The following is a 15,177-nucleotide window of genomic DNA, read 5'->3' on the forward strand; positions in this document are numbered from 1 at the left end:
GGTCTTCAGCGCGGCTGGATGCTCCGCGCCATCGTGGTCTGGCGAGCGAGTTCCAGCCGGTCGGGATAGGTGTCGACGCGGACGGGAAAGACTCGCGGCAAGGCGGATACCCAGCTGTCGATGGTATCCACCTCGACCGTACCGGTAAACGTCAGTTTGCCGAGGGCAGGATCGGCGAGCCGGATCGGCCGCGCGCTGTAACGGTTCACGTTTTCGATCACCGAGGACAGGGGCTCGTTGACGAACTCCAGGCGGTGACCGCGCCAGGCGGTGGCGCTCGCGGGGTCGATGTCGAGGATTCGCATCGCCTGCGTCTCAGGATCGAAGGAGACCTCGCGTCCCGCTCCCAGTTCGATGGTGCCGGCGTCACCCTGGGTGGCCAGGGGCGACACCCGCACGCGGCCCTCGGTGACGGCGACGGTCACCCGGTCGCCGGTGCGGCGCACGTTGAAGGCGGTGCCCAGGTCGAGGATCTGCAAGGGCCCCGCATGGACGACGAACGGCCGTTCGGCATGCGCGACGCGGAAGAAAGCCTCGCCTGCTTCGAGGTCGACGGTGCGCTCGTCGCGTCCATAGCGCGCAGTGATCGAGCTGGCGCCGCCGAGTTCGATGCTGGAGCCGTCGGGAAGGTCGATGTCGCGGTGGCCCGCCCGTTCGCTGACGTATTGCCTAGGCGCTTCGCCCTGGCCATGGCGCAAACCCAGGAACGCACCCGCTCCGACGACCGCGAGCAGCACGCTGGCCGCCAGGGCGAGAGCGAGGCGCGGAACCGTGCGGCGAGCCGGCTTGGGCGGGGCGAACCGATGCGCGAATGCCTCGCGGCTCGCCGCGTCCATGGCTCCGGCCACCTCGGCGAGGGCGGATGCGCGGTCGAAAGCCTCCGCATGCCGCGGATCGGCTTCGAGCCACTCGCTCCATTGGAGCAAGGCGGGATCGGGCAGGCCGGGGTCGCGCAGGCGGACCCACCAGTCGGCGGCGGTGTACTCGATCTGCCGATCGGGAGCGTAGGTGGTCGTGGTCATCGGAGGTTCTCCGCGCGGTCGCGGCGTTCACGGCAATGCGCAAGGGCATTGCCGACGTGGTAGCGCACCATGCGCTCACTGAGATTCATCTCACGCGCGATCGTGGCGAATTCCCGCCCTTCGATCACGTGCATGACGAAGGCGCGGCTGGTCTTGGGGGGCAGTTCGTCGAGTGCCTGGCGCAGGTCGCGCCACTGTTCGTGGGCCGAGGCGTGCTGCTCGGGAATCGGCGTGGCGTGCCAGTTGTCGGCGTCGGGGTCCGCGGGCGCCGAGGCTCGCACGTTGCGCATGCGCAGGCGGTCCACGGCCAGGTTGGAGGCGGCCCGGAACAGGAAGGCGCGCGGCGAGTCGATCACGGTCGCGTCGTCCAGCGAGAGCAGCTTGAGGTAGACCTCCTGGGCCACTTCCTGGGCATCCGCGAGCGAGTTCAGCCGGGCCCGCAGGAAGCCCACGAGTGCCGCGTTGTGCTCGCGGAACAGGGCCACCACCTGGGTGGCGCGCGTGCCGCCGGGCGGTGTGCCCGCCTCGGATGGATCCATGGTTTGCCTGACCGCGTTCATGAGCTGGGGATAAGCGCTATATGGTCGCACGGTGGGAAATCGACGCCCGTACGGGCAGGGACGAACGCCGATTTCCGCACCGGCGAACCCTTTAGACGTGCCAGCCCCGGAAAATTGAAATGAACCCCTAAGCGAACGGTAAGGGTGGCGGGCTGCCCCTTCGGCTACGATGCGCGGGACTGCCTTGCCAGACGTATCCATGCTATCCACCGACGAACGATCCCTTCGCCGCGAGTTCGGCTGGTTCATGCTGATCGCCCTGGCCGTGCTGGCGGCGGGCATCGGCCTGCGCGACCCCTGGCCGCCGGATGAACCGCGCTTCGCCCTCGTCGCCCGGCAGATGCTCGAATCCGGCCAGTGGCTGTTCCCGCACCGGGGCATGGAGCTGTATTCCGACAAGCCGCCCATGCTGATGTGGACGGAGGCGTTCTGGATGTGGCTCACCGGCGGCTGGCGCGGCGCCTTCCTGTTGACCTCGCTTTTCTCCGGCCTCGGCACGCTCGCCCTCGTCTGGCACCTCGGCCGGCGCCTGTGGAACGCGCGCGTGGGCCTGGTGGCGGCCACGCTCGTGCTGGCGACGATGCAGTTCGTCGACGTCATCAAGCACGCGCAGATCGACCCGCTCAACCTGTTCTGGATCACGCTGGGCAATACCGGCATCCTGCTGCACTGCCTGCGCGGCCCGAACTGGCGCATGTACTGGCTGGGTTGTTTCGCCGCCGGGCTGGGCGTGATCACCAAGGGCGTGGGCGTCATCGCCTTGCTGATGCTGGTTCCCTACGCCGTGATGCGTGCGCGGCAATGGCCCGGGGTGACGATGACCCGGGGCGACGGCTGGCGCTGGGCGGGCGGCGCACTGGCTTTCCTGCTCGCCATCGCGCTATGGCTGGCGCCGATGCTGGCGACGGCCTACGGGCTGCGCACGCCGGAATACCTGGCCTATGTGCACGACATCCTGTTCCGGCAGACCGCCGAGCGCTACGCCAATTCCTGGCAGCACGAGGAAAAACCCTGGTTCTTCCTGCTCGTGATCCTTCGCGAGTGGATTCCGCTTTGGCTGCTGGTGCCCTTCCTGGTGCCACGCTGGCGCGAAGCCTTGCGCCTGCGTGAGCCGCGGGTGTGGATGCCCCTGCTGTGGTTCGTGCTGGTGCTGGTGTTCTTCTCGATTCCGCGCGGCAAGCGCGAGATCTACATCCTGCCCGCGCTGCCGATGCTGGCCCTGGCGATGGCGCCGTATGTCGTGGACCTGCTGAAGACGCGCTGGCTGCCCAGGGTCGCCTTCTGGATCACGCTTGCTTGCGCCGTGGTGTTCGGCGGAGCCGGCCTGTGGGCGCTGACGAAGGCGCCGAAGGCCGCGCAACGGATCGCCGAAGGCTACGAATTGCCCGGCCACGGCCACGACCTCTGGGTCTGCGTGATCGCGGTGGGCGTGGGTTTCCTGGTGTCGGCGCTGGTTTTCAGGCCACGGCGCGGCGTCGCCGCCTTGCTCGGCGGCATGGCGCTGGCATGGATCATCTGGCCGTTGGGCACGTATCCGCTGCTCGACGCCAACCAGTCCACGCGCCAGCTGATGGAAGAGGCGGACGCCGCGATCGGTACCGACGGCCAGCTTGGCCTCGTGGTGTGGCGCGAGGAGCTTCTCTACCAGGCCCGGCGGCCTGTGGCGGAGTTCGGCTTCGCGCGCGATTCGGCGGCACAGCTGCGCGATGCGCGTGCGTGGCAGGCCGCCGATCCGGCGCATCGCTGGCTGCTGATCAACGAGGAAGCGTTCGACGACTGCATCGTCGCCGACAAGGTCGTGCCGCTGGGCGTGGCGAACCGCTCGCGCTTCGCGTTGCTGCCCGCGGCTGCGTCGAAGACCGGCTGCGTGCCGTCGCCAGCGGTTACGAAGTAGGCGGAGCCTCGGCCTTCGTCCGCCGCAGCATGCGCTCGTACTTCCTCTTCGTCCGCGAGGCGTTGTGCGCGCGGTTCATCGAGCAGTGCGGGATGATGTTCTTCTCGCCGAAGCCGTCGATCATGACCAGGCGCGGGCCACCGCGGGAGTCCTCGCCGTAGACCACGTTCCATGCGTGCAGGTCGGCGGCGATGGTGTTGTGCGAGAGCAGGCGCGCGTAGAACTCGTCCAGTTCCGCCTGGGTCTTCGCCGTGAAGCCTTCCGCCTTCACCCAGTCGTGCAGGGTCGGCGCCAGCCGGCCATCGGGCGTGCGCACCTTCTCCACGATCTGGCCGAGCCCGATGTCGGTCATCTCCAGTCCGACTACCCGGGCGATGGGCGAGGTGGCGTAGCCGCCCACGTAGATCCCGGTGACGTACTCGCGGAACTCGCGCACGAAATCCTTGTACGGCCCGCTGCGCGCCATGCGGCGATACCACGGGGCCTTGTTCCAGCGTTCCTCGATGGAGCCGCTGGCGATCACCTTGATCAGCAGGTCCGCCTCGCCGGGGTGCTGGTACACCTCGCGGACATGCCCGGTGGCGATCGGCTGGGCCTCGGCCAGTCTGAACATCGTCGATCCTCGCGCGGTGGCCGAAAGGCCGCCGTAAGTTGCTGATGGGACGCACAGTGTAAAGTCTTGGCGCTGTAACATGCGTCTTCCACGCGTGGCCATCCGCCGCGCCCCACCCGGATCTCCAACGTGCGCAAGCTCACCTGGCGTTTCATCGTTGCCGCCCTCGTCTTCCTGACGCTCTCGCGCGTGGGGCTATCGTTGTGGCAGTGGACCCGCGTCCACGATGCCGGCGGCCTCTGGCCGGTGCTGTTCGGCGGCTGGCGCATCGACCTCTCGCTGGTCGCCATGATCGTGGCGTGGCCGGCGCTGCTCTCGCCCTGGCTCGGTCACCGCGCATGGCCCACGCGCATCGCCGCATGGTGGTTGCGCTTCTGGTGGCTGGCCTTCGTGTTGCTGGAAGTATCCACGCCGCAGTTCATCGTCGAGTACGACACGCGCCCGAACCGTCTTTATTTCGAATACCTGACCAGCCCCAACGAAGTGGCGGCCATGCTCTGGCATGGGTACAAGCTCTCGGTGGCCGCGGGCCTCGTGGCCTTCGCGCTGATCGGCTGGCTGGGCTTCCGCCTGCTGCCCACGCGCCGGCCGGATCGCGTGCCGATGCGCGGCTGGTTGCGTCCCGTGGCGACGGTACTCGCCTTCGTGGCGCTCTTCCTCGCCGGACGCGGCACGTTGCAGCATCGTCCGCTGAACGCCTCGCAAGTCGCCTTCACCAACGACGCGATGGTCAACACCTTGCCGTTGAACTCGCTCTACAACGTGCTGAACGCGGCCATCGCACTGGGTAATGAGCGCTCCGCGTCGGCGGTGTACGGCAAGATGCCCGAGGACGAGATGCAGGCCATCGTGCGCCGCGACGCCGGCCTGGAAGGTGCACCGCTCGACCCGCAGTACCCGAGCCTGCATCGTCAGCAAGCGACACGGCAGGGGGAGAAACCGCTCAACCTCGTCATCATCCTCGAGGAAAGCCTCGGCGCGCAGTTCGTCGGCAGCCTCGGCGGCGCGGGCTACACCCCGGAACTCGACAAGCTGGCGAACGACGGTTGGTGGCTCACCCGCACCTATGCCACCGGCACGCGCAGCGCCCGCGGCCTCGAAGCGGTGACCACCGGCTTCCTGCCCACCCCCGCCGAAGCCGTGTTGAAACTGCCGCGCAGCCAGCGCGATTTCTTCACCCTCGGCGCACTGCTGGATACCTTCGGTTACCACACGCGCTTTCTGTACGGCGGTGAGGCGCATTTCGACAACATGCGCTCGTTCTTCTTCGGCAACGGCTTCAACGAAGTCGTGGACCGCGCCACCTTCGAGACCAAACCGGGTTTCGTCGGTTCGTGGGGCGCGTCCGACGAGGACATGTTCAACGAATTGCACCACCGGCTGCTCGACGATGGCGACAAGCCCACCCTCACGGTGGCCTTCTCGGTGTCCAACCACACGCCATGGGAATACCCCGCCGGCCGTTTCCAGCCCGAAGGCGATCCGGCGAGCAATGCCAACGCGGTGCGCTACGCCGACTGGTCCATCGGCCGCTTCTTCGAGCGGGCGAAGCAGTCGCCGTACTGGAACCACACGGTGTTCCTGATCGTAGCCGACCACGACGCGCGCGTGTTCGGCGCGAGCCTCGTGCCCGTGCGCCACTTCCACATTCCCGCGTTGATCCTCGGCGCAGGTGTGCCGGTGAAGAAGGACGATCACATCGTCAGCCAGGTCGATCTGGCGCCCACCCTGCTTTCGCTCATCGGCATCAGCAGCGAACACCCGATGCTCGGCGCCGACCTCACCCAACGTTATCCGGACCGCGCCATCATGCAGTACGGCGACAACTATGGTTACCTCAAGGATGATCGCCTGATCGTGCTTCGCCCCAACCAGCCGCCGACGCAGTACCGCTACACCTTGCATGGCGAATACAGTCCCAACGGCGAGAAGCTCGAGCCGCAGCCGGTCGATCCGCAACTCGAGAAGACCGCGCTGGCGCATGCCCTCTGGCCAAGCTGGGCCTACGGCAAGCAACGCTACCGTTTGCCTGAGAAGGCTGGCGCGACGAAACCGTAGACCGGTCTGCCCCGAGGGAAGAATTGGTTTTTCACGGAAGTTCAGGGAAGCACGGCTCTTCCGGGCACAGAGGGCGCGTGTGGCAAGGGCAACACCCGCGACCGGGGGCAGTGACTACGTGTGAACCCGCACTCGCGGGTGGGAAGCACGACCACCGGCCTATTGACGGGGGTCGCGTGTTCTTGCTGTACTAGTTGCACTAGTACAGATGGTTCACCACGATGGCCCGTACCCGAGCACTGCCTATCCAGATCGCCACCGGCGATCCCCGTCCCATCGGCAAGCAGATCGTCGACGCCGTGCGCATGCGCATCGCCACCGGCGAACTCGAACCGGGGGCACAACTTCCCAGCGTGCGTGGCCTCGCGCAACAGCTGACGATCAACCCGAACACGGTCGCGAAGGCCTATGCCGAGTTGACCGCGGAAGGCTGGCTCGAATCCCGCCAGGGCCTGGGCCTGTACGTCGCGCCACCGCGCCAGCGGCTCAGTACGGCCGAGCGCGACCGGCGCATGGATGAGGCGATACAGGCCTTCGTCCACGAAGTGGTCGCCCTGGATTACCCGCCGGACCGCGCCATCGCCCGCCTGGACAAGGCGTTGGGCGTACTGGCGAAGAAGTCCGCCTGATACCCGCCCGAGGAACGCCCATGAACGAGACACCGCACGCGGGGTATGTGATCGAGACTCGTGGCCTGACCAAGCGCTACGGGCAAAAGGTCGCCATAGATCACTTGGACCTGGCGATCGAGAGCGGCAACATCCACGCCATCGTTGGCGCGAACGGCGCGGGCAAGTCGACATTGTTCCGCATCCTGCTGGGCTTCCTTCCCGCGACCTCGGGCGAAGCACGCATCCTCGGGCGCGACAGCCGGCGGCTGACACCCTCGGATCGCGAACGGATCGGCTTCGTCAACGAGGAACACACCCTGCAAGGCTGGATGACCGTCGCCGCCGTCACGGCGATGCAGCGACGCCAGTATCCGCGCTGGAACCAGGCCGCCTTCGACGAGGTGATCGGCCATTACAACGTGCAGGCGAGCCAGAAGGTGAGCCAGCTGTCGCGCGGTGAGCGCGCGGGTTTCAACCTGGCGCTCAGCCTGGCGCAGCGCCCCGAACTGCTCGTGCTCGACGAGCCGACGCTCGGCCTGGACGTCGTCGCCAAACGCGCCTTCCTGGAGACCCTGCTCCATTCCCACGCCATGGCGGGCTGTACGGTCATCTATTGTTCCCACCAGATGGAGGAGGTGGAGCGTGTCGCCGACAACCTCATCATCATGGAGCGTGGCGCATTGCGAAACATCTCGCCGCCGGACGACTTCCGCTCGCGGGTATCGCATTGGGTCGCCGACATTCCGTTTCGTGGGCCCGATCCGCGAACCATTCCCGGCCTGCTCGACGCGCAGCGCATCGACGGCATCCATCACTACCTGGTGCTCGACCAGGGTGAAGAGTTCGCGGAGTTCCTCCATGCCTGCGGCGCCCGTGACGTGCACCGCCTGCCGGTGAGCCTCGACCGCGCCGTCAACAGTTTCCTGTCCAAACAGCACGCGGCGCCCGTGGCCGCTTGAGCCACCACCGCCAGGGGATTCCTCATGCGCGACATCTTCAAGGCCGAATGGCTGCGTTACCAACTCTGGGTGCTGGTCTACGCAGTCGGTCACCTGTTGGTGCTGGTGTTCTTCAACCGGCTGGTCGACCTGGGCCAGCAGCCGATCAATGTCCGGCGCGTGTTCGGCGTGGTGTACGCACTGACAGGCATCCTCCTGGGGCTACACCAGATGGGTACCTGGCGTCGGCCGAACCAGTGGATCAATCTCCTGCACCGGCCCGTGGCGCCGCGGCGCATCGCCTTCGGTGTGCTGAGCGCCGGCGCACTGGCGATGCTGGTGGCGGTGGCTTTGCCGATTGCCGCGGCCGTGGCATGGCAGGCGTGGGGCACGGCGCGCATCGTCGAACTACGCCAGGCGATCTTGCCGGCGGCGGCGTTGCTTATCGCCCTCTGTGGCTACTTCGCGGGTGCGTATGGCGTGCTGGCAAGCCGCCGGTATTCGTTCGCGGGGCTGGTGCCGCTCGTCTGGATCGCCATGTCGGATGCGACGGGTCCGGCGGCGCTGGCGGTGCAGGCACTCGCGTGCGGTTGGCTTCTCGCCATGGTGTTGATCGCGTTCCGGCCGAATCTCGGCGAGGCGCCACGTTCCGCCATCGCCACGATGGTCACCGCCATCCCGGTGCAGACAGCCGTCTACATGCTGCTATTGCTCGTGGGTTTCGTCGTTGAACTGTTGTGGATCATGCAGGGCACGCATCCGAACAACATGAGCACGCCACCACGAGGTGGCCATGTCGAATCCGAACGCATGTCGGGGCGCGACCGCATGATCGCCGGACTCGCCGGCGCGACATCGGTCGATACGGCGCTGTGGCGCGAACAGGTGGTGCTGTCCGATGTGCACGAGCTGGAGCGGCAGGTCCGCGGTATCGCCACGCGTGGCGAGCTCAATAACACGACGCCGATCGAATTCGACGATCCGGAAACGCGTTCGCGCTGGACGTTCAGTCACCGGCACATGCGTTTTGAAGGCACGGGCATCGCGGACGGGCAACGCGTGGGCGAACTGGGCATGGGGGACGGCAACACGGCTTTCGATACGATCGCGGCGCCGGCGGGCGCGCTTCCCGGTATGGCCAAGGGCGATGCGACGATCATCGCGGGACATACGCTCTACCACTACCTTTCGGCCGCCCGCCGCATCGTTCCGCGGGCGAGCGTACCCGCCGATGAATGGTTGCTGGGGACCACGCCCATCGGCGGCAGCCTCGCGGCGCTGACCGACCGCGCCGTCTATCTCTTCGACGGCCGGCATCTGCTCGACAGTGACACGCCGCCGCTCCCCCGCTATCGCGTGCCCATACCCGGGGCGCCGGGTGACCTGTACACGGCGGAGATGGTCGAGCTGGTCGATGGCTACCTCGTCTCGTTCAATTTCACCCAGCGTGCGCATACGATGCTCGGCGCGCTTCCTTATCAAACCGTCCTCTGGGTGGACGATGCGGGACGAGTCACGCCGGTCGCCACCCGCATGCTTCGCGAGGATTTTCCCACCTTCTATCGCTACAAGTCGTGGTGGGCATCGCCCGTCATGTATACGGCGCGTGCGATGGCCACCGGACTGTTCGCGGCCCACGACCCGCTGGCTGAAACCGCCGTGCCACCCATCCCCGCTTCCGTGAGCGCGCTCGCCGTCGCGCTGGCCTTGCTCTCGTTGTGCCTCGGTGGCTGGTTCGCCTGGCATCGCGAATCCTCGCTTCCAGCGCGAGCCGCCTGGACGCTGGCATGCGGGTTCGTGGGAATCCCCGCGTTGGTCAGCCTCTTGCTCATCGTTCCGCGTCGCGAGGACGTCGTGGACGAGACGGTCCGCGCCATTCCGGCTGCCTGACGCCCGCAAGGAGAAGATGATGACTACGTTCCGGGTATGGCTCGGGGCGCTCGGCGCGCTCGTCCTCGCCACGCCGTCCTTCGCGGCCGACGAGACGTTCCGCCAGGCGTTACGCACCGAACGGGAGAGACCGCGGGCGGTTCGTTTCGAACGCGACGCGTTTCTCGTCCGTCCGGCCATTACCGACGTGACCTTGTCGCCGGATGGCAAGCGGCTCGCCTTCATCCGCGGCGTGGACGACAAGCGGGGCCTCTGGCTGGCGACGACCGCCGATGGGGCCGAAAAGCAGGTACTCGCGTCCACCGACGCGACCGGCCTTGCGTGGACGCGCGACGGCCGCTGGTTGCTGGTCGTTTCCGCTCGCCGCCTGTTCGCCGTCGCCGCGGCTGGCCAAGGCGGTTCGCGCTTGCTGGCCAACCTCGGTGGCGCGGAGGAGCGTGCTTTCATGGATGCCGATCCGGCGAAGGCCGCCGCGGCGATCGTGCGCGAACGTTCGCTGGAGGCGACGGGTTCGACGAGGTCATGGCGGCTCGTGCGTTTCGATGTCGACGGCCGTCGCGACGTGCTGGAGGAGACGCCGGATCGCATCACCGGCTATGCACTCGACGGGGGCGGGCGACTCGCCTTCCTCCAGGCGATGCACGGCGACAGGCTGGTGACCTGGCGGATCGATGCGGAGGGCACCCGGCATGACGTATTGCATTGCGAAGGCATGCATCGCTGCGGCCTGTGGCCACGCGTGGACGACGAAGGAAGGGCGTGGTTCGCCGGCGACATGGGAGGCAGTCTTCGCCGGCTGCAGCGGCTGGAACACGATGGGACGATCGACGACATGCTCGTCGATCCACTTGGCGAAGCGGATCTCGACGATTTCGTGGCCGATCCGTCCTCGGGAATGCCGGTACTCGCGGTGTTCCGTGGAACCATCGTCGTCAACAAGGGCCTCGACCGCGCAGCGCAAGCGCACGTCGATGCCATTGAAAGGCGCTATGCAAGCCGCGCCCTGACGCTTCAGCCGGGGCGATCGCGTTGGCTGGTGGTGGAACGCGGAGGTGCGCTGCATGGCGCCCGTTATCACCTCTACGATCCCGCGAACGGAGAGGTCGGTGACATCCTCGGCGATCCGCCGCGACGGGCGCGCGACGAAAGCACGACGCCATGGCTGCCGGAGTCCGCCATGGCACGGCAACTGCCGTTCTCATGGACCGCCTCCGATGGCATGCGACTGCATGGGTTCGTTCGCGTGCCTCCAGGGCTCGATCCGGCGCGGGTGCCGCTCGTCGCCATGATCCACGGCGGACCGTGGGGCCAGGTCGCCCCGGAGGAATTCGGCACGGGCTACGCGCAGTTCCTGGTGAACCGGGGCTACGCGGTGTTCGAGCCTAACTTCCGGGGGTCCACGGGCTTCGGGCGCGATTACATGCTCGCGGCGAAAGGCGACTTCGGCAACGGCCGCGTCCAGCGGGACATCGTGGAGGGCACGCAGGCCGTGCTCGCCGCGGGCGTCGGCGACCGGGGGCGCGTCGGCATCGTCGGTGCGTCCTTCGGTGGTTACTCGACCCTGCTCGGGCTGACCTGGCAGCCCGAACTGTTCCGTGTCGGCGTGGCCTTTGTGCCGCCGGCGGATTTTGCCTGGGACCTCACCTGGATAACGCGCACACGCGAAGCGCAGGTACTTTCGGCCGTCCTTCCGTTCGAACGATGGATGTCGCTGGTCGCGCTCGACCTCGGCGATCGCGGGCGCATGGGCAGCCTGCATGCGCAATCGCCTCTCGCGAACGCGGCACGCATGGCCCGTCCACTGACGATACTCGCCGGTGGCGACGACCAGCGCGTGGCCCTGCGCGGCGTGCTCGGCTACGTGGCGAGACTGACCTTGCTCGGCAAGGACGTGACGCTACTGGTGGACCCGGTGGCGGGACACCGGAACGAACGCGCCGTCGCTCGCGAAGCGGGCATGTACCTCATGGCCGAGGCGCTGCGTGGACCGTTCGGCGGGGCCGCGGAAACACCTCCCGATCCCGTCCTGCGGGAGTACCTGGTGAACAACCTGCGCGTGACCGGTAGCCCGGTGGCTTCCGTTGCACAGGGCATCACCACGGCGTCATCCGCCACCCCGCCGGCGTCGGCGAAAGACGGTCGGTAAGACGAAGGCGATCGAGGAAAACGTCATCGTGCGACACCACCACGAGCGCGCCTTCGTACTGCTGGAGCATCGTCTCCAGTGCCTCTAGCGAGGCAAGGTCGAGGTGGTTGCCGGGTTCGTCGAGAAGCAGCAGTCGCGGTGGCGGATCGGCGACGAGGGCCATCGCGAGGGCGGCCTTGAGGCGCTCTCCGCCGCTCAGTTGGGCGGCAGGCACAGTTACCTTGTCCGCATCGAGTCCTAGCAGGGCGAGCCGCAGGCGTAGCGCATCCTCGGCCGCCGCGGGATTCGCTTCCCGCATGTGGTCGATCACGGAACGGCACGGCGCCAGCGTCGAAAGCCGCTGGTCCAGCCAGGCCACGGGCACGGGAACGTCGACATGCCCGCCCCGTGGCGCGATTCGCCCGGCGAGCACCCGCAGCAAGGTGGACTTGCCGCTGCCGTTGGAACCCACGACACCGACGCGTTGCCCGCCCATGAGGACGAGATCGACGATGCCCGCGGCGCCACGCACGAAAGGTAGCTCCACGCGCTCCAGCAGGGCCACCCTGCGGCGTGCCACGTGTGTCGCGCTCGGGGCAAGCACGGCGAGCGATACCTCGCTTTCCACGTGCCGCGCCGCTTCGGCGACCTTTTGGGAAAGCATGTCGCGCGTGGTTTCCCGTTGTCGCTTCAACTTTCCGGCCGAGCCTTCACTCCGGCTCTTCTGTCCACCGAGCAAGATGGGCGCCTGGTTGGCCCGGCTGGCGTCGCGTTGTCCGCGGGCCTGTCGCTGTGCCTGCCTTTCCTGCTGCTCGCGCAGCGCCTGCTCGCCACGCTTGCGTTCCGCCTTTCGCGCATCGAGTACGCGTTCGGCAGCGTGCCTTTCCTCGCGACGTATCTGTTCGTAAAACGCGTAGTCGCCTCCATAGCTACGCAAGCCCTGGGACGACAGCTCGACGATGCGTTCCATCTGGCCGAGCAGTTGCCGGTCGTGGCTGATGACGAGGAGGCCACCCTTCCATTCTCGCAACCACCGCATCAACGCCGTGCGGCCTTCCTTGTCGAGATGGTTGCTCGGCTCGTCCAGGATCAGGTAATCCGCGTCGCGCAGGCGTGCGCCGAGCAGGGCCACGCGCATGGCCTCGCCGCCGCTCAGCGCATGGGTCGGGCCGCGCGCGTCCACGTGGGCGAGGCCTTCCGCATCGAGTGCGTCACGAAGCTGTTCGCGCACGGTCCAACGATCGCCCGCTGTATCGAAGTCGCGCTGGTCGGTGCTTCCGGCCTCGATCCTCTCCAGCGCGGCGATCGTGTCGCCGACACCGGCAAGCGAGGCGACCGATTCACCCGCATCGTCGGCGACGCGTTGCGCCAGGTAATGGACGGACGCGGTACGCATGCAGCTTCCGCGCGTCGGCTCCTGCCGCCCCGCGAGGATGCGCGCAAGTACGCTCTTGCCCACGCCGTTGCCGCCGACGAGGCCCGTGTGGCGGCCGTCGAACGATTCGTGAAGATCGGAAAAAAGCGTCCTTCCGTCGGGAAGGACACAGGTGACGCCGTCGAGCGTCAGGTAGGTCGTCGTCATGCGCTGTCTCTTCATGCCATCCGCTTCCCACTGTGGGGAAGATCGAAGCTCACCCCCGAGGGGTAATGGCATTACTGGCGCATGGGGGCGATACCTGGCTGAAGGGGTGGGACGGAATCTTACCGCGGTTACGTCCCGGCTGCAGGAATGACGACGCGTGAGACGGCCTCCGCCAACGACGCCTGTGAAAACGGCTTGGCCAGTCGAGGAAGGTCCAGTTGGGGACCGGTCGGCAGATCCGCGTAGCCGGTGGCCATCACGACGGGCAACGTGGGGTAGCGCTCCCTCAGTCGCACGGCAAGCTGCATGCCCGTCATGTGGGGCATCGCGTGGTCGGTGATGACGAGGTCCACGCAGTGGGTCTCGAGCAAGCTGAGCGCTTCCGCCCCCGAGCGTGCGGGAACCACCGCATAACCCAGGTCTTCGAGCATTTCCACCGTGGTCGCGCGAACGAGTTCGTCGTCGTCCACGGTCAGGATTTTCAAGGTGCGTGACGAAGCGCAGCGTCCGGTCGAGGGGCCGGACGGCAGGGTCGCCGCCGGCGCGTCGGGCAGTGGCGCCGCGGCGGGCAGCCAGATCTCGGCCGTGGTGCCTTCATCGACGCGGCTCCGCAGGATCAATGCACCGCCGAGTTGCTCGGCGAGGCCGTGCACCATCGATAAGCCGAGTCCGGTGCCCTTGCCGACGCCCTTGGTGGTGAAGAAAGGCTCGACGGCGCGCTTCAGTGTCGCTTCGTCCATGCCCGAGCCGGCATCGGACAATGCGAGGCGGACATAGTGACCCGGTGCCACGGGGCCCTCGCCGACGCCTACCCATATCTCATCCGTGACGATCACGATGGTGCCGGCACCATCCATGGCATCGCGTGCGTTCACGGCGAGGTTGAGCAACGCCGATTCGAGCTGGTTCGGGTCGGCTTCCACGGCAGGAAGGCTTGGCGCGAAGTGCGTCTCCACCGCCACTGTTCCGCCGAGCGTGCGCTGCATGAGTTCCTTCATGCCATCGACGAGCGTGCGCAGGTCGACGCGTTCTTTCTTCAGTTCCTGGCGCCGCGCGAAAGCGAGCATGCGCCGGGTAAGCGTGCTTCCACGTTCGGCGCCGGCCCGGGCGTTATCGAGCAGGCGTAACAGCAGGGGTTCCTGCGGCATGCGCTCGCGGAGCAGTTCGAGGCTGCCCTGCACGGCCATCAGCAGGTTGTTGAAGTCGTGTGCGATGCCACCCGTGAGGTTGCCCAGCGCTTCCATCTTCTGCACCTGGGACAACGCTTGTTCGGCCTTCGCGCGCGCCGCCTGGCTGCGCTCCAGGTCGGCCGTGCGCTCCGCGACCTTCGCTTCCAGTTCCTCGCGAAAACGGCGGAGGCGTTCCTCGGCCAGCACGCGCTCGGTCGTCTCCGACACGATGGCGATCACGCCGGCCGGCTTGCCGCTTTCATCCAGCACGGGGGAATAATCGAGGTTCATCCAGACCGGCTCGGGCTTGCCGTGCCGCACCAGGGTCAGTTCCTGGTCCCTGTAGGCGAGCGTGCCGCCAGCCAGTCCCACACGCATGACGTTGTCGTTGAAGTCGGCCACTTCCGCCCAGCCTTCGCGCACCTCCGAGCCGAGCAACGCCGGATGCCGGTTACCCGCGAAAATCGAGTAGGCATCGTTGTAGATCATGATCCCCTTCTCGCCCCAGAGCAGCACGATCGGCACCGGCGACAGCAGGAGTATCCCGGTCACGGTACGCAGGCTTTGCGGCCAGCTCTCCAACGGGCCAATGCCCGTCCGCGTCCAGTCGAACGCACGGATCAGCGCGCCGGCTTCGCCTCCCTGGTCGAGCCATGAGAGATCGGCGGGATCGCCGGGTGAGGCGGGGGAAACGAGGGTCATCGGCTCCGTTCCG

11 protein-coding genes are annotated in these 15,177 nt (G+C 67.2%); 6 read left to right on the plus strand and 5 right to left on the minus strand.

All coding sequences use genetic code 11. The annotated features are described in order from the left end of the window. Nucleotides 1-5: 5 nt before the first annotated feature. Both AB6730_RS10620 and AB6730_RS10625 read right to left on the minus strand, forming a co-directional pair. The gene (locus tag AB6730_RS10620) at nt 6-1,022 is read right to left on the minus strand and encodes a FecR domain-containing protein (RefSeq protein ID WP_371023577.1); all 1,017 of its coding nucleotides are present in this window, start codon (nt 1,020-1,022) and stop codon (nt 6-8) included. Next, entirely contained in the window at nt 1,019-1,561 is a 543-nt protein-coding gene (locus AB6730_RS10625) for an RNA polymerase sigma factor (protein WP_371023578.1), read from the minus strand. The genes AB6730_RS10620 and AB6730_RS10625 overlap by 4 nt, the downstream gene beginning before the upstream one ends. 220 nt (nt 1,562-1,781) lie before the next feature. Between AB6730_RS10625 and AB6730_RS10630 the strand changes: the two genes are divergently transcribed. Next, on the plus strand, nt 1,782-3,476 hold the full coding sequence (locus AB6730_RS10630; RefSeq protein ID WP_371023579.1) for an ArnT family glycosyltransferase: 1,695 nt from the start codon (nt 1,782-1,784) through the stop codon (nt 3,474-3,476). Here AB6730_RS10630 and AB6730_RS10635 read toward each other — a convergent pair. Beyond that, nucleotides 3,466-4,089, minus strand: a complete 624-nt coding sequence (locus AB6730_RS10635) for a YrbL family protein (protein WP_371023580.1) — start codon at nt 4,087-4,089, stop codon at nt 3,466-3,468. The two genes, AB6730_RS10630 and AB6730_RS10635, sit on opposite strands and share 11 nt — an antisense overlap. Nucleotides 4,090-4,218: 129 nt before the next feature. Between AB6730_RS10635 and AB6730_RS10640 the strand changes: the two genes are divergently transcribed. The 5 genes from AB6730_RS10640 to AB6730_RS10660 all read left to right on the plus strand — a co-directional run bounded on the left by AB6730_RS10640 (nt 4,219) and on the right by AB6730_RS10660 (nt 11,732). Beyond that, nucleotides 4,219-6,147: an LTA synthase family protein gene (locus AB6730_RS10640; RefSeq protein WP_371023581.1), complete on the plus strand. Its 1,929-nt coding sequence runs from the start codon at nt 4,219-4,221 to the stop codon at nt 6,145-6,147. A gap of 221 nt (nt 6,148-6,368) precedes the next feature. Further along, the gene (locus AB6730_RS10645) at nt 6,369-6,776 is read left to right on the plus strand and encodes a GntR family transcriptional regulator (RefSeq protein WP_371023582.1); all 408 of its coding nucleotides are present in this window, start codon (nt 6,369-6,371) and stop codon (nt 6,774-6,776) included. A gap of 20 nt (nt 6,777-6,796) precedes the next feature. Then, nucleotides 6,797-7,717 carry an ABC transporter ATP-binding protein gene (locus AB6730_RS10650; RefSeq protein WP_371023583.1) on the plus strand — a complete coding sequence of 307 codons (921 nt, stop codon included), beginning with the start codon at nt 6,797-6,799 and terminating at the stop codon, nt 7,715-7,717. A 24-nt stretch (nt 7,718-7,741) separates the two neighbouring features. Next, on the plus strand, nt 7,742-9,586 hold the full coding sequence (locus tag AB6730_RS10655) for a hypothetical protein (RefSeq protein ID WP_371023584.1): 1,845 nt from the start codon (nt 7,742-7,744) through the stop codon (nt 9,584-9,586). Between the two features lie 16 nt (nt 9,587-9,602). Continuing rightward, the gene (locus AB6730_RS10660) at nt 9,603-11,732 is read left to right on the plus strand and encodes a prolyl oligopeptidase family serine peptidase (protein WP_371023585.1); all 2,130 of its coding nucleotides are present in this window, start codon (nt 9,603-9,605) and stop codon (nt 11,730-11,732) included. Here the strand turns inward: AB6730_RS10660 and AB6730_RS10665 are convergent. Both AB6730_RS10665 and AB6730_RS10670 read right to left on the minus strand, forming a co-directional pair. Further along, on the minus strand, nt 11,680-13,293 hold the full coding sequence (locus tag AB6730_RS10665) for an ABC-F family ATP-binding cassette domain-containing protein (RefSeq protein WP_371023697.1): 1,614 nt from the start codon (nt 13,291-13,293) through the stop codon (nt 11,680-11,682). The genes AB6730_RS10660 and AB6730_RS10665 overlap by 53 nt on opposite strands. Before the next feature lie 128 nt (nt 13,294-13,421). Then, nucleotides 13,422-15,164 (minus strand): response regulator, encoded by a 1,743-nt coding sequence (locus AB6730_RS10670; RefSeq protein ID WP_371023586.1) that lies wholly within the window; start codon nt 15,162-15,164, stop codon nt 13,422-13,424. Between the last annotated feature and the right edge of the window lie 13 nt (nt 15,165-15,177).

This window comes from Luteibacter sp. RCC_6_2 (assembly GCF_041360655.1).
Classification (GTDB): Bacteria; Pseudomonadota; Gammaproteobacteria; order Xanthomonadales; family Rhodanobacteraceae; genus Luteibacter.